The following is a 22,840-nucleotide window of genomic DNA, read 5'->3' as shown; positions in this document are numbered from 1 at the left end:
GCCCCTGAGCCCTCTCAACCCCGCCCCGTCCGTGCCCCGATCGCCACGATCTCGTCGTTGTCCTGCGACTCCAACAGGCCCTCGTTCACCACCAGCAGGCGCCCCTCCGCCAGATACGGCACCGCGCTCTTGCTGTGGGCCAATTGGTATTCCGTCGTCCGGAGGTCCGGGGAGTTGTCCGTGGTGCGGATCTCCTTGCCCGTCCGCGTCGTCACGCGGATCAGCTTGCCCTCGCGTTCGGGTGTCGCGGCCACGTAGATGCCGACCTCCCGGTCGTCGGCCGACACCGGCAGGGCGAGCCGGTTCTCGTCCGCCTTGAACGTCCAGCGTTCACGGCCGGTGGAGAGGTCGTAGGCCGTCGTCGAGCCCTTTCCGGCGACGTACACCACATCTCCCGCTACCAGGTATTCCGCGCACCTGCTCATGCTCGATGTGCAGTAGCTGACCTCATGGTCGTGCTGGAGCGGTATGCGGGTCCGTTCCTTGCCGTCGGTGTCACCCAGGACGATCAGCTGGGTCGGTTTGCCGAAGTTCTTGCCGGCCGCGTCGCTCATGAGCAGCACGACGGGCTTGGTCGAGAGGATGTCGGAGATCGTCTGGTCCTCGGGGCCGTCCCATTGCCAGTTGGCCTTTGCCAGCGACTTCAGGTTCTGGGAGCGCAGCGTCGCCCGTTTCCCGCAGAATCGCTGAGTGAGGAGTTGTGCTCCGCCGGCCGTGCCGACGTCGTTGCACGCATCCTGCTTTCCCGTGTCGCCGACCAGCTGGCCGTCCGAGAGGCGCACGATGTGGGCGCCGGTGGCCCAGCTGATCAGGCCGTGTCCCTGGCTGACCGACACCTCCATGTCCGCGGGCCACTTGTCCGGCCTGAAGTTGTCCATCTCGGGGTCGTCGGCCTTCAGGAGAACGATGGGCTGCGTCCACAGCGTCTTCCCCTGGCGGATGTCGATGACGGTCATCGCGTCACAGGCGTCCGTGTACCGGAGGGCGATGAGCACCCGGTCCGCATCGATGTCCCGCGAGGCCGCGCACTGTGTGCCGGGCAGGATCAGGGACCATTTCCTCTCGCCGGTTCTGATGTCGTAGGACGTGACCGTGTCGGGTTCCGCCTTCACCACCGTCGTCTGCGTGAACCAAGTGCCCCACGCATTGCGGGAGTTCTTCGACGGCGCGGTGCTCGGCGTCTTCTTCCACACCAGGGAACCGGGTGCCGCAGCGGAACCGGCGGTCTCCGGCGACGTTCCGCCGCCCGGTCGGCCCCACAGGGCATAGGCGCCGCCGGCAGCGAGCACGAGGAGGATCACCAGGCCGGTGATCCACACCGTGCGCCGGCCCGGCCCCTTGCCGGTCTTCGTGATGCCGGAATGCGAGAACTGGGACAGCGAGGGCCGTGGCGGCGGCGGTCCGTACGGTGGCGGTTGGGACACAGGTACATCTCCGTGTGCGGTGCGGTGCGGACGTCGGCGTGGTCGTCGGCCGTCACTTGAACGACATGATCAGGTAGTTGGACGGGATGGTGATGTCGGCCACGATGAAGACCCGGTCGTCCTGCAAATAGATCTCGCTGCCGAAATCCACGTCGTACTGGATCGAACTGCTCTCCGCCGGAAGCTTCTTGCGCACGGACGGTGAACCGTCGCGCAGGTCCAGGTCGACCAGCTTTCCTCCCTCACCGGCCTGAGGTGCCTGATAGACGAGCAGCTTGTCCCCGTCGAAATCGAGCGACCGGTTGACCCGGTTACCGCCCGCCGTGCTCGACCAGCGCTTCTCACCCGTCTTGAGGTCGATGGCCTGGATCTCGTTCTGCTTGATGCCCGCCGAGGTCTCCTTCGGCTGGGTCGCCAGATATGCCGTGTCTCCTCGCACCGAGACGTGTCCGCCCGCCTGTCCCGTGAGCGAGTAGGTGGACTGGGTACGGCCTTCGGAGTTGACGCTCAGCAGGTCGGTCGGGCCGTCCGCCTCGCTCTTGCCGACGGAGACTGTGACGGGGTCGATGGAGGGGACGCTCAGGATGTCGAGACCCTCCGGGGCCTTCCACGTCCAGTCCACCCGTCCGGTTGCGGAATCGATTTTCCGCAAGAACTCACGATTGCTGCTCGAGCATTTGACGATCGAAATCAGAATCTTGCCGTCGGTGGGGGCATCGGTTTCCGCGCAGTCGTAGATGACGTTGGTCTTGGGGTGGTCGAGAACCTTGCCGTCGGCGACTGCGAAGGTGGCCTGCTCGCTCGTCCCCATGACCTTGACCGTGCCGCGCGACAGGCGGACTTGAGGGTCGATGTACTCCCCGTCACCGGAGTACGAGGGAAGTTTCTGTTCCCACTTCGCGCGCCCACTCTTCAGGTCCACCACGATCAAGTTGTTGCACTTGTACTTCTCCTTCTCGTACAACACCGCGACCATGTCGTTCTCGGGCCGGCGTGCCGCCTTGCACACCTCCCCCGCCAGCGGGACGTTCCACTGCTGCTTGCCGTGCTCGATGTCGTAGGCCGTGATCTGCCGGTCGCGCGTGCGGACGATGTTGCCGTGCGCGAACCAGGTCATCGGGTTCGAGGCGTGGACGTCGGCGCTCTTCTCCTTGTCGGGAGTCGGGATCATCCAGTCCAGCCGGGTGTCGATCTGCCCCGACGACTCGGCAGGCCCCGAGTTCCGTTTCGTCGCCTTGCCGTGACCGCCCCAGAGCAGCCAGCCTCCTCCGCCCAGGCCCGCGACGAGCAGGAGCGCGAGGACGATGAGCAGCGCCTTGCGCCGGCCGCGGGCCGGGCCGGACGACACCGGTGCCGGCCCGAACCCTTGCGGCACGGAAGGCACGGAAGGCACGGACGCCCCGGATGCCCCGGAAGGGCCCGGCGATGACGAAGACGATGACGACGAAGGCGAAGGCGGCGGCGGGTCGAAGCGTGTATCCCACACCTGGGGGGGGCGCCGGGCGCCCGGCCCCTGTGGCGGCACGGGTTCAGTCATGAGCGGGTGTTCCTTCGTGTGAATGGGACCGGCACGGAACGCCTCAGGCGGCGGCCCTGCGACGGCGGTTGTGGTCGCGTACGACGACGGCAACGCCCGTGATCGCCGCGACCAGGACCGCCGCTCCGCCCAGGGCATAGGTGGCCAGACGTTCCTGGCGCTGTCCGGGGGTCTCGCCGAGGGCCAGGCGTGCGGGCGTCGGCGGGTGGACGTCGTGGGCCGGGCCCTCGGGGAGGGACACCGCGTCGACGGGGTGCCCGTCGTCCGTCAGGGCGCGGACCGGATCCACCACGCCCCAGCCGATGTAGCGGTCGCGGCCGTTGACGGCCCGTTCCGCGGTCTGCTCGATCTGGGCGACGACCTGGTACTGCTTCCAGTCCGGGTGCTTCGCGCGGATGAGGGCGGCGACGCCGGCGACGTACGGGGCCGAGAAGCTCGTGCCGTCGTCCACGCACTGGCCGCCCTTGGGCACCGTCGAGACCATCTCCACGCCCGGTGCCGCGACGCCGATGAAGTCGCCCGCCTGGGAGAAGACCGCGCGCTCGTTGTTGCGGTCGGAGGCGCCTACCGCCAGAACGCCCTTGTAGGCGGCGGGATATGTCTCCTTCACGCTGCCGTCCGTGCCGTCGTTGCCCGCCGAGGCGATGACGACGACGTCCTTGGCGAGCGCGTCCTTGACGGCGAGCTCCAGGTCCGAGTCGGGGCTCAGCGGCTTCGTCGTGTCCTGCGAGATGTTGATGACGTCCGCGCCGTCGGCCACGGCCTTGGCGATGCCCTGGGCCAGGGTCTTCGACGTGCCCGTGCCCTTCTCGTCGTTCTGCCGGACCGGAATGATCACCGACTCGGGCGCGAGCCCCACGAAGCCCGTGTCGGGCTGCGGGCGGGCCGCGATGATGCCCGCCACCTTCGTGCCGTGACCGACCACGTCCGTCGTCGGGCCCTTGTCGGGATCCTCGGGCCGGGAGAGCAGGTCCGCCCCGCTCTTGCTGTCGACCGCATCCTTCAGCTGCGGGTTCGTGGCGTCGACGCCCGTGTCGATGACCGCCACGCGCACCGGACGGCCGTCCGGCCGCTTGCCCTTCGTGTCCTGCCAGAGCCGGTCGAGCATGACGCGCTGCAGCGACCAGGGCGTGCCCTTGATGGGCTTGGCGGGATACGTGCACTGGCCCCTGCCCGTCAGGGACATGGGAGTCGCCGCCATTGCAATGCCCGTCACCGGTGCTGCCATCAGCATCAGCGTCAGCAGAACGGTCACTCGTCCTGTCGTCCTCATATGTGCCCCGCCCTACGAACCCTGCGGCTGCCGCGCGCTGTTGGTGTCCAGACGCGGCCCGGTCGGCAGGAAGCCCGACCAGTTCGCCGGTACGGGTACGGGATCGACGTTCTGGTAACCGAGGCGCACCTGGGCCTGGTTGACCTCCTGCGGCGCCGTCGGGTCCTCGGCCGCACCTTTGCCGTCGCTACCGATCTTCGACTTGCCCGTTCCGCTGTCGTTGTTGGACTGCACCGCGTACCGCAGGCCCGTGTCCGTGACGAGGAAGACCGATCCGCTCTTCGTCTGGTGTCCGGTCACCTGGCGGTACAGCAGCCCGGAGCCCGGGGTGACGTACGCGCTGGTGGCGCCGTCGGGGGTGGTGGCCGGGTAGTCGGTGCCGGCCCAGGTGGCCAGTTGGGGCGTGCCCTTGTCGTCGAGACCGCCGAAGATGCTGCAGACGGTGTTCCTGGGGTCGGCCGCCGTCGGGTCGACGGAGTTGGCCTGGACCGGTACGCGGGCCGGCCAGTGCTGCCCTCCGGCGAACTCGGTGCCGTCCGGGGTGAAGGCGGACGCGGCGACGCGCGTGGGACGGCCGGCCTGGTCGAGGACGGCGAGCTTTCTGCTGTCGAGCAGCAGCTTGGCGACGAACTCCGAGACGCGCTGCACCTTGCCGGGCAGCACCACGTAGTTCTGCGTGCCGTTGCCGGTCGGGGCCTCCAGAACGGTGCCGACGCGGTCGGCCTGCGCCGGCAGCGTGGTCACCCCGGCCTTCGCGCCGGGCTCGCCCGGGAGGTCCGGGAAGGCGATGGGGGCACCGTCGGTGAAGGTGTCGAGCCAGTCCTTGGTGACGCGCTGCGGCTCGGCGCCGTCCTTGAAGACGGAGCGGAGCAGCAGGTTGCGGTCGCCGGGGTCGGCCGACTTCCAGTCGGTGCCGCCCAGCAGGTACTTGGTGCCCTGCGGGTCGACGAGGTAGCGGGCGTCGTCCGGCCCCTGGACGTACAGGGCCTGGTTGTCGTGCAGCCGCTGTGCGCCCGTCAGCTTCTTGAGCTTCGGGTCGCGGTCGGCGAAGACGAAGACGGCCTTCTGGGTCGTCTTGCCGTTGCCGCCGGGCTGTTCGCACACCGCCCACTGCTTCTTCCTGCCGGCCTCCGGGGCGGCGGGCATGCGGTCGGGCGCGTAGGGGATGCCGAGCGTCGGGCCGCGCGGAATATGGCCGTTGTCGAGTTCGGACTCCTTCACCTTGATGACGGTGGACTTGTCGGGGGTGAGAAGGAGTTTGGCCGAGGCGAAGTTGAGGACGGGGTGCAGCTGCTTCTTGCCGTCGGTCTTCAGGACGACGTAGCGGGTGGTGGAGTCGCTGCCGACGATGACGTGCGCCTCGGGGTCGTCCCAGCCCTTGGGCGCGGTCGGCCGGAACATGCCCCAGGCTCCGCAGCCCGCGACGAGCAGGGCCCCGGCGACGATGCCGGGCAGGACGGTGCGCAGGGGGCGCGGCGCGCCCTCCTCCGTGCCGGTGGGCGAGGGTTGCAGAAACGCGGCAACCGTCCGTTTCTTCGCAAACGTGTAGGCGTTGAGCTCATCCCGGCGTGATGCCATCTGTCGCCGTTTCTCCCCGTTGTCCGGCCTTCGTCGGCGGTCCGCCGAGGGGTTCGCCCCGGCCCCGCTGTCATACCGACCCTCTACTATGCCGGTAAGTGATCGACACACGATGCCGGGGGCGGTTCCCGGTGCGGGGCTCGGGGTTTGAGGGGGTGTTGGCGCGGATGGGTGTCGCTGCGCGGGTACGGAGCGGGCGCGGTGCCGCGGGCGGGCAGGGGCCTGCCGGGCGGGGCCGGGCGCGTGCGTCCGCCGTGGCCCCGGCCCTTCCCCCGGCCGGGCGGGGCCCGGTGGCGCCGCGGCTCGCCGCGCGGGCGGGCAGCCTCGGTCCTGTGCGATTGCAACAGCTCGTTCTGGTCGAGCTCGCGGCCGCCGTGGTGCTGGCCGGCTGGATCGCCGGGCCGATGCTGCTGGCGCCCGCCGTGGCCGTCGCAGTGGGCCTGTTGCTCCTGGCACTGGTCCGCCGCGGCCGCCGGCCCGTCGCGGAATGGCTGTTCGCGGCGGCCGCGCTGCGCCGGCGGGCCCGCCGGGCCGCGGCGGAGCCGGTGCCGCCCGGGACGGACCCGCGCTTCGCCCCCGTGGCCGAGTGCGAACCGGCCCTGCGCACCGGCTCGTTCACGGACCGCGAGCAGCGGCCGGTCGGCGTGGTCGGGGACGGCACGTTCCTGACGGCCGTCCTCCAGGTGGAGGCGGTGGACGCGCCGCTGCGGCGGCACCGCACGGAGAAGGGCCTCCCGCTCGCGCTGCTGCGGGATGCGATGGAGGTCGACGGGATCCTCCTGGAGTCGGTCCAGGTGGTGCAGAGCGCCCTGCCCGCCCCCGCTCCGCATCTGCCCGCGCAGACGCTGGCCGCCCGCAACTATGCGCCGTTGCAGGAGCAGACGGGCGCCCCGGCGGCCCGGCTCACCTGGGTGGCGCTGAAGTTCGACCCGCAGTTGTGCCCGGAGGCCGTCGCCGCGCGGGGCGGCGGACTGGAGGGCGCGCAGCGCTGTCTGCTACGGGCGGGCGAGCAGCTGGCGAGCCGGCTGCGCGGGGCCGGCTTCTCCGCGACGTTGCTGTCCGAGGACGGGCTGACGGCCGCGCTCGCCGTCGCCGCGAACGTCAATCCGGTGGCCACCGCGCAGGCGGGCCTCGCCGCCGCGCCCGCGCGGCGGACGCAGGAGACCGTGCGGGCCTGGCGCTGCGACGACCGGTGGCACGCCACGTACTGGGTGGGCCGCTGGCCGCAGTTGGGGCCGGGGGCGGCGTCCCTGCCCCAGCTGGCCGCGCTGCTCACGTCGATGCCCGCCCTGTCGTCGACGATGAGCCTCACGTTGGGACGCGGCAGCGTGCAGGGCGGGCGGCACGCGCCGACGCTGGCAGGACACATACGGATATGCGGCCGCAGCGCCGACGAACTGGCCACGGTCGGCCGGGCGTTGGAGCGCGCCTCCCGGGCAGTGAAGGCCGGGCTGGTGCGCCTGGACCACGAGCAGGTGCCCGGGGTGCTGGCGACGCTGCCGCTGGGAGGGACGCACTGATGGCGGCGAGGCCCCTCATGCCCACGGCCCGCAGGCCGCGGCCCGGCTTCGGGCTGCTCGGCCCGCGGCGCGGCAGGCACGAGCTGCTGCCCGAGCAGTTCGACGCGCTGGAACTGCCCGTCGGCGACGACGGGGTCGTCATCGGTGCCGACCCGAACGGCACACCGGCCGTGCTCGGGATCGGCCGGCCGGCTCCGTACGAGATCGTGCTGGTCGGCGGCGCGTGGACGGCTCAGGTCATCGCGCTGCGCGCGGTCGCCACGGGCGCCCGGGTCGCGGTCGAGACGGGCCGCCGGGAGCTGTGGACGCCCCTGGCACAGGCCGCCAACAGCGGGCAGCAGTCCATCACGCTGCACGATGTCGGCCGCGTGCCCCCGCAAGGGCCGTCGGTGCACAGCCCGGTGCTCGTCGTCCGCGACTGCGGCGTGCGGCCGCCGCGCGGGCGGGCCGGTGCCGCGCCCTGGCAGGCCGTGCTGACCCTGCTCCCCTACCCCGGGCCCACCACACCGCGACTCCTGTCCGGTGCGGACCTCGTGGGCGTGCAGCGGGTCTCGCCGGACGAGGCGCGCGGCATGGGCCGGTCGATGGGGCTGCCGCCGGACGACGTCGAGACGCTGTCCACGCTGCCCGACGGGGTCACTTTGTGGTGCACCCGGACGGCGCGGACGTACGTCGCCACGACGCCGACCGAACCAGAGACGGGCCTGTTGGGCGCTGCGCGCCGGATGGAGTGACCGGCACCACACCGCCATTCACCTGAAACGGAGCGAATCGGGCGCATATATGGCGGTGTTGAGGCCGTTGAGTGGGCAAGTCACATGGAATCGGTGATTCGGGGCAGGTGACCCGGGGGTCCGCCGGTGCGCCGGGGGCGGGCCTGCCCCCGCGGTACGGACGGCGTTTAGTCTTGGTGGGCGTACGCACGTGAAGAATCCCCGGCACCGGGGCCTGTCGCGTAGCAGACGGGGCAATCCCGGACAGTCGGACGACAGGAACAGGTCGGCCCCGACGAGGAATCATGGGCGCCGGACCACACCAGCAGGAGGCATTGTGAGCAGCGATCGGGACGAGATCCGCGCGGCCGGGACCACAGCCGGCGAGGGCCTGCCCGGCGCCGGGCACGATCCCGAGCACGAGCTGGAACCGGAGCACACGGGCGAGTTCACGATCGACTACACGCCGCCCGCGTGGTACACGCAGTCCCCTGCGGGGGGCTCGGCGAACACGGCTCCGGCTGCTGCTCCCGTCACGGAGAGCGGGGGCGGGCGGAGCCCGTCCACGATGCGGTTCCCCGGCGTGACGCCGCGCGAGCCGGAGCCGGAGCCGGCGAAGCCGGCCGAGCCGGTGCCGGGCGCCCCCTCCGCCCCGCAGGGGTGGAGCGTTCCGGGCGCGCCGCAGGCCCCGTTGCCGCCGCTGCCGCCGAACTTCCCGCCCGCGGCGCCCGCCACGCCGCCGCCGGGGCCGCAGGGCGGCCACGGATACGGGCCGGGGCACCCGGCTCCCAACGCGCCGGTGGCGCAGGGCGGTTACGGCTACCCGGGCGCACCCGCACCCACGCCCGCACCGGCGGTTCCCGGCGTGCCGGTGCCGCACATTCCTGCGCAGCAGGGCGGTTACGGGTTTCCGCCTCCCGGTGCGCCGGTGACGGCGCCGCAGGGCGGTGAGGACAGGCCCGGCGCCGCCGACAACACGGATGCCTCGACGCCGGCCGCGGGCCCTGCGGACGGTGCCGAGGCAACGTCTCCGGCTGCCCCGGAGGACGCGCCCACGCCTGCACCGGAGAGCGACAACACCGAGGCACCGACGGCCACTCCGGCCTCTTTCGACCTGCCCGGTGCCCAGGAGCCCGCCGCCGCGGCCACCGCCGACGACGACGCACAGGCACCGACTGCTCCGCCGGCACCCGCTGCCGACGGCAACGGCGCCGCGCAGCCGCCCGCCGCGCCGCAGGACGCACCTGCACCGACCGGCGCAGCCGAGCCGACGGCCGCCCCCGCCCCGCACGGCGACAACGCCCAGGCACCGACGGCCCCTCCGGCCCCGTTCGACGCTCCCGGCGCCGAGGAGCCCGCCGCCGACAGCAACGGGCACGCCCAGGCGTCGACAGCTCCCCCGGCCCCCTTCGGCGCGCCGGGCACCCAGGCACCCCCCGCCCAGCCGCCCACCGCCGACGGCACCCCCCAGGCACCGACGGCTCCCCCGGTCCCCTTCGGCTCGCCCATCGCCAACGGGACCGCCCAGGCGCCACCGCTCCCGTTCGCCCCGCCCGGCACCCAGGAGCCCGCCGCTCAGCAGCCCGCCGCCGACGGTGCCGCCCAGGCGTCCCCCGCCCCGCAGGACGCCCACGCGCAAGCCGCAACGCCCCCCGCCCCCCAGGACGTTCACGACCGGCCCGGCGCCGAAGCGGCCGGCGCCCCGACGAGCGCTCCGTGGGGCGGCCCCGCGCCGCAGGGGCCGTACGGGCACGCGAGCCCGTACGGTGCCGTCCCCACGCCGCCCGGCGGCTACGGGTACCCGAACACCACCCCGCCGGGCGCACCGGCACCCGCGCCCGGGGGCTACGGCTACCCCAACTCCCCCGCACCGGCCGCCCCGCAGCCCGGTGACGGCTACGGCAACCCGTTCCCGCCGTCGCCCGAGGCCCCGCAGGGCCCGGTCGACCCGCGGGCCGGCGGCTGGCCCTCCGTGACGCCCGAGCAGCGGCAGCGGTCCGTGCACGGGGCGCCGCTCGGGTTCACGGCCGCCGTGGAGCTGTCCTCGGAGCGGCTGCTGAAGAGCAAGCCCAAGCCGAAGAAGCAGAACCCGGTGGGCAGGTTCAAGCTGGGCGGCAAGAAGGAGGAGGCCGAGCGGCAGCGCAAGCTGGAGCTGATCCGCACCCCGGTGCTCTCCTGCTACCGCATCGCCGTCATCAGCCTCAAGGGCGGCGTCGGCAAGACGACCACGACCACCGCTCTCGGCTCGACGCTGGCCACCGAGCGCCAGGACAAGATCCTCGCGATCGACGCCAACCCGGACGCCGGCACCCTCGGCCGCCGCGTGCGCCGGGAGACGGGCGCGACGATCCGCGACCTCGTCCAGGCGATCCCGCACCTCAACAGCTACATGGACATCCGGCGTTACACCTCGCAGGCGCCCTCCGGACTGGAGATCATCGCCAACGACGTGGACCCGGCGGTCTCCACGACCTTCAACGACGAGGACTACCGGCGCGCCATAGACGTCCTGGGCAAGCAGTACCCGATCATCCTCACCGACTCGGGCACCGGTCTGCTCTACAGCGCGATGCGCGGAGTGCTCGATCTCGCCGACCAGTTGATCATCATCTCGACGCCGTCCGTCGACGGCGCGAGCAGCGCCAGCACCACGCTGGACTGGCTGGCCGCGCACGGCTACGGCGAGCTCGTCTCGCGCAGCATCACGGTCATCTCCGGCGTCCGCGAGACCGGCAAGATGATCAAGGTCGAGGACATCGTGTCGCACTTCGAGACCCGCTGCCGCGGCGTCGTCGTGGTGCCGTTCGACGAGCACCTCGCCGCGGGTGCCGAGGTGGACCTGGAGATGATGCGGCCCAAGACCCGGGAGGCGTACTTCAACCTCTCGGCCATGGTCGCCGAGGACTTCGTCCGGGCCCAGCAGCAACAGGGGCTGTGGACCGGCACGGGCACCGCCCCGCAACACCAGGCACCGCCCCTGCCGGGCACGTACCAGGCGCCGGCCGGCCCCGGTCAGGTTCCCGGACAGGTGCCTGGTCAGATCCCCGGCCAGGGCGCCGCCCCGGGCCCGTACGCCCCGTACACCCCGGAGCAGTTGCCTCCGCCGGGCGCGGGCTGGCCCGTCCCCCCGCAGCAGCCCGGGCACGGCTACCCGCAGCAGTGACGACGGAGGGAGGGCCCGCGGGCCCTCCCTTCACTGCAACTGCAGGACGTCGCGCCAAGCCTGCACATAGTCCGCTGCCGCTATGGGTGCCGTCAGCAGATCGTCCGGAATGCCGAACGCGTCCAGCAGCGCCGGGACATGGGGCACCAACCGGTCGCACAGCTCCGTCGTACGCTTCTCGATCCGGCTCGCCTGCGCGGGCGTCAGCAGCCCCTCGCACAGGTACCAGCCGCCGTGACGGCCGGCGTGGTCGACGGCATGGAGCTCGGCGAGCAGGGTGAGCGCTTCGGCGTCCGAGGCGTCAGTGCACCGCTCGGCGCCCTCCAGCAGGGCGTCGACCGCGAGGCGTTGGGCGTGGGCATCGGCCAGCGCGGCGGCCGGCAGGACCTGCGCGTTCCAGACGTCGAAGTCGTCGCCTTCCTCCGCCGGGCACGGGACACGCCCGCGCAGGCGCCGCTCACGTTCGGCCATGAGCTCGGACCACGCCGACGACGCACAGTCGGAAGGCGCCCGTTCGGGGCAGCGGCGCAGCCGGCGCCCCGCCGTGATCTTCAGGACCTGGTTGTCCCCCTCGCTCGTGACGAACTCCTCGCACGCGCTGAGGTATTCGGCGATCCGGTTGACCGGAAACAGCCCCTGAGCCCCGCAGCGGGCGCGACACATCTGAACGGTCTGCAGGGCGGTTTCGGTCAGCAGGACCTTGACCACCATGACGAACAGCTCGTCCGCCTCACGGTCCAGACTCGGCACCGCGACGCCGTCCTTGGCACGCTCCGCCAGCAGGCTCCCGGCGAACACCCGGGCCAGACCGGTGAACAGGTCCCGCTGCACGGTGCGGTAGGCGAGCATCGGGACGGTGCCGCCGCCGGACCCGGGGACCTGCCGCTGCGCGGCGTACCGCAGGGTGATGACGAGGGCGGCCCTGGCCATCGCCATGGCGGCGGCCGCGAGGGACGTCCTGCTGTGGTACAGCTGCCCGATCGTCTGCCGGAACCGCTCCCGCGGTGCGGTGATGCTGCTGCGGAACGAACCGTCGGCGCGGAAGCCGGCGGTGCCGCCGGTGAGCAGGGCGTGGCCGGGGATCCGGACCCGCTCGAACGAGACCACCGCGCAGTCCGTCGGCGGAAACGGCTTCTCGGGAAGGGGCGTTATGGTGACGCCGCGGACAGGGCGGCCGTCCCGGTCCCGCAGGCGCATGACGAACGGGAAGACGCCGTGGTCCTCGCCGTCGACGATCAGGCGGGCCGCGACCACACCGGTCCTGGCAGCGCCCGGATGCGCCGGACCGGCCATGAACTTCACGGCGCGCGTGGTCGGCGTACCGACGACGAACTCCCCCGTCGTAGCGTCGTACACCGCCCGCGTCTCCAGACCGGGGCCCGAGCCGCCGTGTCCGAGCTCGGCCAGGAGGAAGGCACCGGCCGCGGAGGCGTCGTCCAACTCGGCCAGGTACTCCTCCAGTTCGGCGCAGCCCTCGCCCAGCGCGAGGAGGGTGCCGACCGCCAGCTGGTAGTGGAGCAGGAACGCGGGCACGGCATCCGGTGCCGCCACGGCCGTCCATTCCATGAAGGCCGACAACTTCCTGGGGTACAGGGTCAGTTCGCGCGCCGGGCCCAACGCGGCGCACGCCGCGCGCAGTTGCGCGTGGACCCGCGCGACACGGTCGGTTCCGCGTCCGTCCCGCCGGAACGGCTCGCTGCGTACGACGTCCTGGAGCTCCTTGTGCAGGGCGTCGGGGTCGGCGCCGCGCAGCATTCCCCGAAGGTCCACAGGCACCTGGCTTTCGGTAACAGTAACGACGGTACTGAACGCAACTGCCGGTATTGCCCGCTCGTGAGAGCCTTGTCCGTAGCGTACGGGGCCTGCCCGGGCCGAGGAAGAGGGCCTCGGCCCGGCCGGTGGACGATCCTGCGGTCAGCCCGCGGTGACGGCCGCCTCGTGCGCCGCCACCAGGGCGCGGGCGCGGTCCACGTCGTTCGCCATGCACTCCAGGAGCGCCTCGATGGAGTCGAACTTCTCCATCCCGCGCAGGTAGGCGAGGAAGTCCACGCCCACGTGCTGCCCGTAGAGGTCGAGGCCGACCCGGTCGATCGCGTACGCCTCGACCGTCCGCTCCGTCGCGTCGAACTGCACGTTCGTGCCGACGGAGATCGCGGCGGGCATGGCCTCGCCGCCGGCGTTCAGCCAGCCCGCGTAGACGCCGTCCGCGGGGATCGCGGTGTGCGGGAGCGTCTCCACGTTGGCCGTCGGGTAGCCCAGTTCACGGCCGCGCTGCGCGCCGCGCACGACCTCGCCCTCGACGCGGTGCGGGCGGCCGAGGATCTCCATGGCGCCCGCGACGTCGCCCTCGGCGACCAGGCGGCGGGTCAGCGTCGAGGAGAAGGGCAGGCCGCCGCCCGCCTCGCCGGTCACATAGAGGTCGATGACCTCCACGTCGTAGTCGTAGGTGCCGCCGAGCTCCTTCAGGAAGTCGACGTCGCCCGCGGCCCGGTGGCCGAAGCGGAAGTTGGGGCCCTCGACGACGAGCTTGGCGTGCAGCTTGTCGACCAGGACCTTCACCACGAACTCGGCGGCGGGGAGCTTCGAGAACTCCGCCGTGAACGGCAGCACCAGCACCGCGTCCACGCCCAGTCCGGCGATCAGCTCGGCGCGGCGGTGGTGCGGCGCGAGCAGCGGCGGGTGGCTGCCGGGGCGCACCACCTCGCTGGGGTGCGGGTCGAACGTCACGACGACCGCGGGCATCCCGAGATCCCGCGCCCGGTCCACCGTGCGCCCGATGATCAACTGGTGTCCCCGGTGGACTCCGTCGTACGAGCCGATGGTGACGACGCTGCGCCCCCAGTCCTGGGGGATGTCCTCCAAGCCACGCCAGCGCTGCACTGTGCCCGCTCCTCGCCGAACCCGAACCTTTGTCTGTCGATTACGCAGAACTAAGAGTGCCATGCCGGTTCGCGGCGCCCCGCATCGGCCGGGTCGGTCGTCCGTCCCTCCGCCTGTTGTGCATCCGCCGTGAGCCGGATCCGGGCGCTCGGCCCCACGACCACGGCCCACAGCGCCGGGGCCTCCTTCAGCCAGCCGCGCACCTGGCTGCCGAAGACCGGGACCTCCCTGGCCAGCTGCGTGATCCGCCGGTCGAAGCACGCGGCGCCCTCCGGGGTGCGGGACATCAACAGGCCGGTGCGGTGAACAAGATCACGGGTGCGGTGCTCCAGCCGCTCGGGGGCGCCCTGGGCGATCGCCCTCAACAGGGCGTCGAGCACCGTGACGTCCCGCTCGTACGGCCCGAACTCCTCGCGTTCCAGCAGCACCTCCAGCAACTCCTGCCGCAGCGGCCGCGAGACCGCGGTGCCCGGGGCGGCCAGGACGGGCGCCAGGGCGCGCCGGACCTGCGGGGGGCGGGTGCGCAGCAGGGAGACGACGAGGGGGAAGAGGACCGCGCGGGCCGACGGGCCGTCCTCCAGGCGCCGGTCGATGAACTCGGCGGCGTTCGCCGCGCCCTCGGGGTGGTGGTCGACGTGCTCGCGCACGAGCGCGGCGGCGTGCCGGGCGAGGGAAGGGGCCGTGACCCGCGCCAGGGTGCGCAGCACGGCCGCGGGCCCCTCCCCCGGTTCGTACAGCCGCGCGCGGAAGGCGGCGAGGACGGGCTCGGGGTGGGTGCTCAGGGCCGGGGCGAGGACGTCGGGCGGCAGGTGCGGGTCGCCTGCGGCGAAGCGGGCGACGGCCTGCGGCAGGTGCTGCTCGCGGGTCTCGCGGTCCAGGACGAGCAGTCCGAGCGCGGCCCCGTGCAGGGCCCCCTCGGCGGGGCGGGCGAGCAGCGCGAGCGCGGAGAAGCGGAGCAGCTCGCGGTCGGCCTCCGTGGTGACGTGGTGGGCGGTCCTGAGCCCGTACGCGGCCGCGGCCACGTGCCGCTCCAAGCGCTCGTCGTGCGCCCATCGGTCGACGGCCCGGCACAGCGCGGAGGGCTCGTCCTCGGCGAGGGCGGCCAGCAGCTCGTCGGCCTTCGGGTGGCCCGCGTCGACGAGCGCCTCGGCGAGATCGTCGATGGCCCGGCGGCGATGGGTGTGCAGCAGCGCCTGCGCGGCGGTCGCCACGGTGGGCCGGGGCCCGGCACCGGGCGCGGTCTGCAGGGGCCGGTCGTCGCTGAACCAGCGGCAGAGCAACGGCTGGGCGGCGAACGGATCGTGGGCGAGGAGGGTGGCGACGGAGGGAAGGAAACGGTTGGCCTGGGGGGCGGGGCGCTTGTGGGGCGCCGCTGACGGCGGTGCCTCCGGCGGTTGCGAGGCCGGGGCCTCCGGCGGTTGCGAGGCCTCGGGGGCGGGGGTGCGGGGCTCGTCGTCGCCTGCGCCGGCGCGGGCGGCCTCGGGGCCGGCGGTGGACGGATCGCCGGCCACGGGGCCGTGGCCGGCCGCCGACGCGGCGGGGTCCCGGTGGTCGCTGCCGGACGCGTCCGGGGCCACGGACCCGGAGCCGACACGCTCTGCCCCCGACACCACCCGCTCTTCGGCGCCGAAGCCGGACCGCTCCGGGGCAGCGGATTCGTAGTCGACCGACGGCGCGGCGGGGTCTCGCAGCTCGCTGCCGGACGCATCCGGGGCCACCGCCCCGTAGCCGGCGCGACCGGCCGTCGGCGCGGCCGGTTCTCGCCGTCCGCTGCTGGACGGCGCCGTCCGCCCGTCGCCAGGCCCCCCGCCCGCGGAGGCGGTCGCCCCTTGCGGCCCGCTGGACGCCGACGAGCCGGCCGCGGCCTCCGGGCTGCGGGACCACGGCTCGGACGAGACCTCCGGCGCAGTGGCCCCTGCCGCGGCCTCCGCCCGGGTCGGGATCCGGCCCACGCGCTCCCACTTGGGCGTCCGCGCCCGGGGAACCGCGGGCGCCTCCGGCGGTTCCCCGGACGAGGCGGGCTGCCCCGCCGCCCGCGCCCGGCCGAACGGCCCCTCGGCGCCGTCCCGCGCCGCCCCCGCGGGACGCGTACCCCGCAGCCCCCGTGGTGCCGCCTCCGCGTGGGCCGCCGTGCTGCCGCCCAGGACGCGGGCCGCGGCCGCCTGGGCCGAACCGCGGGGCGGGCCGTCCGCGGGGACGAGGAGGCGGAGCAGGTCGAGGCGGTCGGCGAGGTCGAGCTTCAGGCGGAGCCAGAACCAGGGGCCGAATTCGGCGAGGCCGCCCAGCGTGCGGTCCCGGTCGTTGTCGAAGCCCCCGGCGGCCCGGGAGAGGGCCGTGATGCGCTCGGCGAGGAGCCGCAGCACGCCCATGTACGGCGTCGCGTCCGGGACGCGCAGCAGCGCCTCGCCCAGCAGGTGGGCCGCCCACCAGGACGGATCGCTGACGGCCGTGGCATGGCCGGCATACCCGGCACCGCCGCGCCGCGCACCGGCCAGCGTCTCCACGGCGTGGACCAGCGCGGTCAGCCGGCGCGAGAGCTCGGTGGGCCCGGAGCGGCGGGCCAGCAGCAGGAGGGCCTGGATGACCGGGCCGATCCGGTGCCGCGGCACGGGCAGCGGCTTGGGCGGCTCCGGCGGGTCGCCGCGCCGCCTGCGGCGGGCCGCCGTGGGGCGCGGCGAGGAGCCGGGCGGGGGCGGGACATGCCCCGCGGGCGCCGGCGCCGGGCCGTTGCCCGGCCGGGACGGCAGCCGGACGGGCGCCTCGGCGGGCGGGCCCTCCGGTTCGTACCAGCGGTGGACGAGCGCGTACAGCGCGGCGTCCAGGTCGAGGTGGGCGCCCTGGAGCCAGTCGGCGAACTCCTCGTGCGCGAAGCGGTACCCGGTGCCCGCCGGCACCAGCAGGCCCTCGGTGAGGACGGCCGAGGCCCAGCCCGTGCGCCACGGGAAGAGCTCCTCGAAGGCCTCCCGTTCCAGCTCGCCCTGCCCGGGCCCGAGGCACCGCCGGGCCGCCTCGTGCACCTGCCCGGCGACCCGGGCCGCCAGCCGGCGCACCGCGGTGCCGCGCAGAGGCGGGCGGCGCGCCGCGGCGAGCCGGACCGCGATCCGCAGGCAGACCAGGTCGAGGTAGCCGGAGAAGATCTCCCACCGGTCCGGCGCGGCCCCGCCCGTGCCGTCGGGCAGGGCGGCGCGGATCTCGGCGAGCAGCCGCAGCGCCAGCGGGTGCCCGGCGTCGGCCGGGTCGACCGCATCCGGCGGGATGCCGTAGGAGGCGAGGACGGCGGTGGCCTGACCGGAGGTGAGCCCGCCCATGCGCGAGCAGGGCGGCAGCGCGCGCGGATCGTCCCCCTCCGGGCCGCGCTCCGGGGTGTGCAGCATGCCGGGCGGGAAGAGGGCACCGGCCATCTCCCAGTGCTCGGGCCGGCAGGCCACGACCATCCGAGTCTCGGTGGCGGCGAGCCACTCGGCGGTGGCCTCGGTCCAGCCGGCCAGGCCGTGGGCGAGGACGGGCGGCATCTCCTCGGGGCAGTCGAGGAGGACGAGCAGCGGGCGCCCCACGCGGTGGCCCAGCTCGGCGACGGCCTCCGGGGTGGGCGCGGCCGTGCCGCCGACCAGGCCCGCCGCCCCCGCGGAGGCGGCGACGATCCGGCCGGCCGCCTCCAGGGCGCGCGCGACGGCGTCGCGCACGCTCTCGTCGCCCACCTGGAGGTCGGCGCCGCGCAGCCACAGCGTGGGCGCGGGCTCGGCACCGCGCGCCCGCCGTGCGGCCAGTGCGCCCAGCTCGGTCGTCCGTCCGGTGCCGGGATCGCCGACGAGGCCGAGGACGTGGGCCTGGCAGCCCGGTTCATCGGCACCGTCCGGATCATCCGGTTCGTCCGGCGCATCCGACCCGCGGTCCAGGAAGCGGGCGAACTCCCGCTCCGCATCCGGCCGCTCGACCGGTTCGCGCCAGGGCCGCGGCGTGACGACCGAGCCCAGCGAGGTGGCGGTGAGGTGCAGCGCGCCGGCGAGGTTGAGCTCGCTGCCGTAGGCGGGGACGGTGGCCGCGTTGCGCTCCAGGAGGTCCGCGAGCGGGCCGCCTGCCGCCGTGCGGGCCGCGGCGCGCAGGGGGATCGCGAAGCCGCCCGCGCGACGGTCCGAGTGGTGGGCGGTGCCGAGGACGGCGATCACCGCGCCCGTCGCGGCGTCGAGGACCGGCCCGCCGGTGGCCTCCTCGCCGAGGCGCAGCTGGGCGCGGCCGGGCAGCGAGAGTTCGAGCGCGGAGCCGAGGAGGTGGAATCGGTCGGTCGCGGTGTAGGTGATCTCGGCATGGCCGACGACCTTGGCCGTCTGCCAGCGGCTCGTCCGCAGCCGGACCTCCGCCCCGCCCGCGACGTGCTCCGCGGCCGCGACGGGCAGCGGCGGGACGGGGAGCCCCTCCGTGCGGACCAGGGCCAGGTTGCACTCGGGCAGCGGAACGACGTCCTCGGTGCCGACCACGCAGGTCAGCTCGCCGGGAGCGTGCAGGACGAGACGGGCGAGACCGTCGACGGCCTCGTGGCTGGTGACCAGCGTGCCGCGGTCGTCGGCGAGGAATCCCGTGCCCCGCACGCGCCCGGCGAGATCGCGGATACGCACCAGAGAGTCTTCCGCGTCGGTCCGCCGACCGTTCATCCGTCGAACCTCCCCGCCGTGCTCGTACACACGACGGTAGGCAGCGGATGATCGGCGAGACCAGATCACATCCTGAACGCGCCCCCTTCCACCCCCCTGGTTCACTCCGAGCGCCTGCCCGTTGGGGTGAATCAAGGGGCCGGGATGGATAGAGAGCTGTGGGAGGGGGATCGTGGGGCGGGGAGCGTGTCCGGTGACACCTCCCCGTCCCACGGTGGGCCGCGTCAGGCGAAGACGGCCAGGCTCTTGGCCCGTCCCTGGTGGTCCTCCACGAGGACCTTGAAGCGGCCGTCCGGGCCGAAGACGGCGATCGGGCCGCTGCCCTCGAAGAGCGGCAGCCGCAGCCGCACGCCGTTGCCCAGCAGCCGGGCCTGCTCCTCGTTCACGTCCCAGCGCCGGAAGGCTGCCGCGGCCGCCTCGGCGACGGGCATCACGGTCAGCTCCTCCTGGAGCTGGTCGAGCGTCCGGGCGTCGTTGATCCGGTACGGCCCGACGCGGGTGCGCCGCAGGGCCGTCAGGTGCCCGCCGACCCCCGTGTCGGCGCCGAGGTCGCGCGCCAGGGCGCGGACGTAGGTGCCGGAGGAGCAGACGACGGAGACCAGCAGGTCCTGCACCGGGGTGCCGTCCTCGGCCTCGGCCGGGAGCACGGCGTGCAGGGTGAAGGAGGAGACGGTCACCGGGCGGGCGGGGATCTCGAAGTCCTCGCCCTCGCGCGCCCGCTTGTACGAGCGCACGCCGTCGATCTTGATCGCGCTGACCTTCGACGGCACCTGCATGATGTCGCCGGTGAGCTTGGCGATCCCGGCGTCGATCGCCTCGCGGGTGACGCCGGAGGCGTCCGTCGACGAGGTGATCTCGCCCTCCGCGTCGTCCGTCACGGTGTTCTGGCCGAGCCGGATCGTCGCGACGTACTCCTTCTCGGTCAGCGCGAGGTGGCCGAGGAGCTTGGTGGCCCGCTCGACGCCGAGGACGAGCACGCCGGTGGCCATCGGGTCGAGGGTCCCGGCGTGGCCCACGCGGCGCGTCTTCGCGATGCCGCGCATCTTCGCCACGACGTCGTGCGAGGTGAAGCCGGCGGGCTTGTCGACGATGACGAGCCCGTCCGGCGGTGTGCTCTTGTGCTTCATTCGGCGGTTGCGTCCCCGTCCTCGCCCGGCTTGCGGTACGGGTCGGCCTCGCCGGCGTACTTCGCGCCCGAGGAGGCCTCGCGGACCTGGGCGTCGGACGAGCGCGCACGGTCGAGGAGGTCCTCGATCGTCCGGGCGTTCTCCGGCAGGGCGTCGGGGACGAAGGTCAGCGTCGGCGTGAACTTGATGCCCGCCGCGCGCCCGACCTCCGAGCGCAGGATGCCCTTGGCGCTCTCCAGGCCCGCTGCCACGCCGGCCCGGTCCTCGTCGTCGCCGTAGACCGTGTAGAAGACCGTCGCCTCCCGCAGGTCGCCGGTGACCCGGGTGTCCGTGATGGTCACGTGCGTGCCCAGCCGCGGGTCCTTGATTCCGCGCTGGAGCTTCCGGGCGATCACCTCGCGAATGAGGTCCGCCAGCCTCTTCGCCCGCGCGTTGTCGGCCACTGGTCCTACTCCTTCTCGTCTTCCACCATTGTGCTGTCGGCGCCCGCGACGTGCTCAGTCGTCGTGTTCGCCGTGGAACCGCCGTCTGACCGACAGCAGCTCCACTTCGGGCCGTGCGGCGACCAGGCGCTCGCAGCGGTCCAGTATGTCCGTGAGGTGCCCCGTGTCCCCGGAGACCGCCGCCACCCCGATCACGGCCCGGCGGTAGAGGTCCTGGTCGCCGACCTCCGCCACGCTGACCGCGTACTTGCGGTGCAGCTCGGCGACGATCGGGCGGACGACGGAGCGCTTCTCCTTCAGCGACCGGACGTCGCCGAGGAGGAGGTCGAAGGACAGCGTCCCTACATACATGTGTGACGGGTGAAGCCCACCCGGGAGGCGTGTGGTGCCTGTGCCTGGTGCACGGCGCTCCTCGCACCGTACACGCAACGGCCGGGGCCGATCGACGGATATTCATTCCGCCGACCGGCCCCGGTAGCTGTGCGGTGATCAGCCGCGCGGCTTCTCGCGCATCTCGTACGTCGCGATGACGTCGTCGATCTTGATGTCGTTGAAGTTTCCGAGGTTGATACCGCCCTCGTAGCCTTCGCGGATCTCGGTGACGTCGTCCTTGAAGCGACGCAGACCGACGATGGTGAGGTCCTCGGCCACGACCTTGCCGTCGCGGATGAGGCGCGCCTTGGTGTTGCGCTTGACCTCGCCGGAGCGGATGAGGACACCCGCGATGTTGCCCAGCTTGGACGAGCGGAAGATCTCGCGGATCTCCGCCGTACCGAGCTCGACCTCTTCGTACTCCGGCTTCAGCATGCCCTTGAGGGCCGCCTCGATCTCCTCGATCGCCTGGTAGATGACCGAGTAGTACCGGACGTCGACGCCCTCGCGCTCGGCCATCTGCGTGGCACGGCCCTCGGCGCGGACGTTGAAGCCGATGACGATCGCGTCGGAGCCGGACGCCAGGTTGATGTCGGACTCGGTGACCGCACCCACGCCGCGGTGCAGCACGCGGATGTCGACCTCCTCGCCCACATCGAGCTGGAGCAGCGAGGACTCGAGAGCCTCGACCGAACCGGACGCGTCGCCCTTGATGATGAGGTTGAGCTGCTGGATCTCGCCGGCCTTGAGCACCTTGTCCAGGTCCTCGAGGGACACCCGGCGGGTGCGCTTGGCGAAGGCGGCGTTGCGCTCGCGCGCAGCGCGCTTCTCGGCGATCTGGCGTGCCGTGCGGTCCTCGTCGACGACGAGGAAGTTGTCGCCGGCGCCCGGGACGTTGGTCAGACCGAGGACGAGGACCGGGGTCGACGGACCCGCCTCCTCCACGTTCTGGCCCTTGTCGTCGAGCATGGCGCGGACACGGCCGTAGGCGTCACCGGCGACCATCGTGTCACCGACGCGGAGGGTACCGCGCTGGACGAGCACGGTGGCCACGGCGCCGCGGCCACGGTCGAGGTGGGCCTCGATCGCGATGCCCTGCGCGTCCTGCTCCGCGTTGGCGCGCAGGTCGAGCGCGGCGTCGGCGGTGAGGACGACGGCCTCGAGCAGCTTGTCGATGTTCAGACCCTGCTTGGCGGAGATGTCGACGAACATCGTGTCGCCGCCGTACTCCTCGGCCACCAGACCGAACTCGGTCAGCTGACCGCGGACCTTGGTCGGGTCGGCACCCTCGACGTCGATCTTGTTGACCGCGACCACGATCGGCACGTCGGCCGCCTTGGCGTGGTTCAGGGCCTCGACCGTCTGCGGCATGACACCGTCGTTGGCCGCCACCACGAGGATCGCGATGTCGGTCGACTTCGCACCACGGGCACGCATGGCGGTGAACGCCTCGTGACCCGGGGTGTCGATGAAGGTGATCTTGCGCTCTTCGTCGTTGACCTCGGTCGCGACCTGGTAGGCACCGATGTGCTGGGTGATGCCGCCGGCCTCGCCCGCGACCACGTTGGTCTTGCGGATCGCGTCGAGGAGTCGCGTCTTGCCGTGGTCGACGTGACCCATGACGGTCACGACCGGCGGACGCGCGACGAGCATCTCCTCGCCGCCCTCGTTCTCACCGAACTCGATGTCGAAGGACTCGAGCAGCTCGCGGTCCTCCTCCTCCGGGCTGACGATCTGAACCTGGTAGTTCATCTCGCCGCCGAGGAGCTGCAGCGTCTCGTCGGAGACCGACTGCGTGGCCGTGACCATCTCGCCGAGGTTCATCATCACGGCGACGAGCGACGCCGGGTTGGCGCCGATCTTCTCCGCGAAGTCGGTGAGGGAGGCACCGCGCGACAGGCGAATGGTGTCGCCGTTGCCGCGGGGCAGCATCACGCCGCCCACGGACGGGGCCTGCATGGCCTCGTACTCCTGGCGACGCTGACGCTTGGACTTGCGACCGCGACGAGCCGGACCGCCGGGACGGCCGAAGGCGCCCTGCGTGCCGCCACGGGCACCCGGACCGCCGGGACGACCGCCGAAGCCGCCGGGACGACCGCCGCCGAAGCCGCCGCCGCCACCGGGGCCGCCGCCACCGGGACGACCGCCGCCGAAGCCGCCG

At 73.1% G+C, this 22,840-nt stretch carries 14 protein-coding genes; 3 read left to right on the top strand and 11 right to left on the bottom strand.

What is annotated here, in order from left to right:
- Positions 1-14: 14 nt before the first annotated feature.
- The 4 genes from HG542_RS28385 to eccB form a co-directional block, all read right to left on the bottom strand.
- Positions 15-1,424: an outer membrane protein assembly factor BamB family protein gene (locus HG542_RS28385; protein ID WP_171086364.1), complete on the bottom strand. Its 1,410-nt coding sequence runs from the start codon at positions 1,422-1,424 to the stop codon at positions 15-17.
- Between the two features lie 52 nt (positions 1,425-1,476).
- Complete coding sequence (locus HG542_RS28380; protein ID WP_171086362.1) at positions 1,477-2,799, bottom strand: outer membrane protein assembly factor BamB family protein; 1,323 nt, start codon at positions 2,797-2,799, stop codon at positions 1,477-1,479.
- Positions 2,800-3,004: 205 nt separating this feature from the next.
- Positions 3,005-4,234 carry a type VII secretion-associated serine protease mycosin gene (gene mycP, locus HG542_RS28375; protein WP_171086360.1) on the bottom strand — a complete coding sequence of 410 codons (1,230 nt, stop codon included), beginning with the start codon at positions 4,232-4,234 and terminating at the stop codon, positions 3,005-3,007.
- Positions 4,235-4,246: 12 nt separating this feature from the next.
- Positions 4,247-5,812, bottom strand: coding sequence for a type VII secretion protein EccB (gene eccB, locus HG542_RS28370; protein WP_171086354.1), 1,566 nt, complete (start codon positions 5,810-5,812; stop codon positions 4,247-4,249).
- Between the two features lie 167 nt (positions 5,813-5,979).
- Between eccB and eccE the strand changes: the two genes are divergently transcribed.
- The 3 genes from eccE (at position 5,980) to HG542_RS28355 (ending at position 11,208) form a co-directional block, all read left to right on the top strand.
- Positions 5,980-7,332: a type VII secretion protein EccE gene (gene eccE, locus HG542_RS28365; protein ID WP_171086348.1), complete on the top strand. Its 1,353-nt coding sequence runs from the start codon at positions 5,980-5,982 to the stop codon at positions 7,330-7,332.
- Entirely contained in the window at positions 7,332-8,066 is a 735-nt protein-coding gene (locus tag HG542_RS28360; RefSeq protein ID WP_171086346.1) for a hypothetical protein, read from the top strand. Before eccE ends, HG542_RS28360 begins: the two co-directional genes overlap by 1 nt.
- A 316-nt stretch (positions 8,067-8,382) precedes the next feature.
- Entirely contained in the window at positions 8,383-11,208 is a 2,826-nt protein-coding gene (locus HG542_RS28355; RefSeq protein WP_171086344.1) for an SCO5717 family growth-regulating ATPase, read from the top strand.
- Positions 11,209-11,238: 30 nt separating this feature from the next.
- On the opposite strand, the gene HG542_RS28350 is transcribed toward HG542_RS28355, so the two are convergent.
- The 7 genes from HG542_RS28350 to infB all read right to left on the bottom strand — a co-directional run.
- Complete coding sequence (locus HG542_RS28350; protein WP_171086343.1) at positions 11,239-12,984, bottom strand: acyl-CoA dehydrogenase family protein; 1,746 nt, start codon at positions 12,982-12,984, stop codon at positions 11,239-11,241.
- Positions 12,985-13,122: 138 nt separating this feature from the next.
- Positions 13,123-14,088 (bottom strand): bifunctional riboflavin kinase/FAD synthetase, encoded by a 966-nt coding sequence (locus HG542_RS28345; protein ID WP_171086341.1) that lies wholly within the window; start codon positions 14,086-14,088, stop codon positions 13,123-13,125.
- 50 nt (positions 14,089-14,138) lie between these two features.
- Positions 14,139-18,737: a serine protease gene (locus HG542_RS28340; RefSeq protein WP_229922921.1), complete on the bottom strand. Its 4,599-nt coding sequence runs from the start codon at positions 18,735-18,737 to the stop codon at positions 14,139-14,141.
- A gap of 224 nt (positions 18,738-18,961) precedes the next feature.
- Positions 18,962-19,864, bottom strand: a complete 903-nt coding sequence (gene truB, locus HG542_RS28335; RefSeq protein WP_171086336.1) for a tRNA pseudouridine(55) synthase TruB — start codon at positions 19,862-19,864, stop codon at positions 18,962-18,964.
- A complete protein-coding gene (rbfA, locus tag HG542_RS28330) occupies positions 19,861-20,307 on the bottom strand; it encodes a 30S ribosome-binding factor RbfA (RefSeq protein WP_171086334.1) in 447 nt (148 codons plus the stop codon). The genes truB and rbfA overlap by 4 nt, the downstream gene beginning before the upstream one ends.
- A gap of 54 nt (positions 20,308-20,361) precedes the next feature.
- Positions 20,362-20,658, bottom strand: a complete 297-nt coding sequence (locus HG542_RS28325) for a DUF503 domain-containing protein (protein ID WP_171086332.1) — start codon at positions 20,656-20,658, stop codon at positions 20,362-20,364.
- Between the two features lie 138 nt (positions 20,659-20,796).
- Positions 20,797-22,840, bottom strand: a 2,044-nt coding sequence (gene infB / locus HG542_RS28320) for a translation initiation factor IF-2 (RefSeq protein WP_171086330.1), incomplete at its 5' end; no start/stop codon positions are given.

Origin of the sequence: Streptomyces morookaense (assembly GCF_013030945.1) — a bacterium.
In the GTDB taxonomy this organism is placed as follows: Bacteria; Actinomycetota; Actinomycetes; order Streptomycetales; family Streptomycetaceae; genus Streptomyces; species Streptomyces morookaensis.
The sequence above is the reverse complement of the archived record's forward strand: the minus strand, read 5'-3'. Positions and strand labels throughout refer to the sequence as shown.

What these genes read in the sequence shown, in the direction of transcription:
- HG542_RS28325 (WP_171086332.1), bottom strand. Translation starts at nt 20,658, where the DNA reads ATGTATGTAGGGACGCTGTCCTTCGACCTCCTCCTCGGCGACGTCCGG.
- eccB (WP_171086354.1), bottom strand. Translation starts at nt 5,812, where the DNA reads ATGGCATCACGCCGGGATGAGCTCAACGCCTACACGTTTGCGAAGAAA.
- eccE (WP_171086348.1), top strand. Translation starts at nt 5,980, where the DNA reads ATGGGTGTCGCTGCGCGGGTACGGAGCGGGCGCGGTGCCGCGGGCGGG.
- mycP (WP_171086360.1), bottom strand. Translation starts at nt 4,234, where the DNA reads ATGAGGACGACAGGACGAGTGACCGTTCTGCTGACGCTGATGCTGATG.
- HG542_RS28360 (WP_171086346.1), top strand. Translation starts at nt 7,332, where the DNA reads ATGGCGGCGAGGCCCCTCATGCCCACGGCCCGCAGGCCGCGGCCCGGC.
- HG542_RS28340 (WP_229922921.1), bottom strand. Translation starts at nt 18,737, where the DNA reads ATGAACGGTCGGCGGACCGACGCGGAAGACTCTCTGGTGCGTATCCGC.
- truB (WP_171086336.1), bottom strand. Translation starts at nt 19,864, where the DNA reads ATGAAGCACAAGAGCACACCGCCGGACGGGCTCGTCATCGTCGACAAG.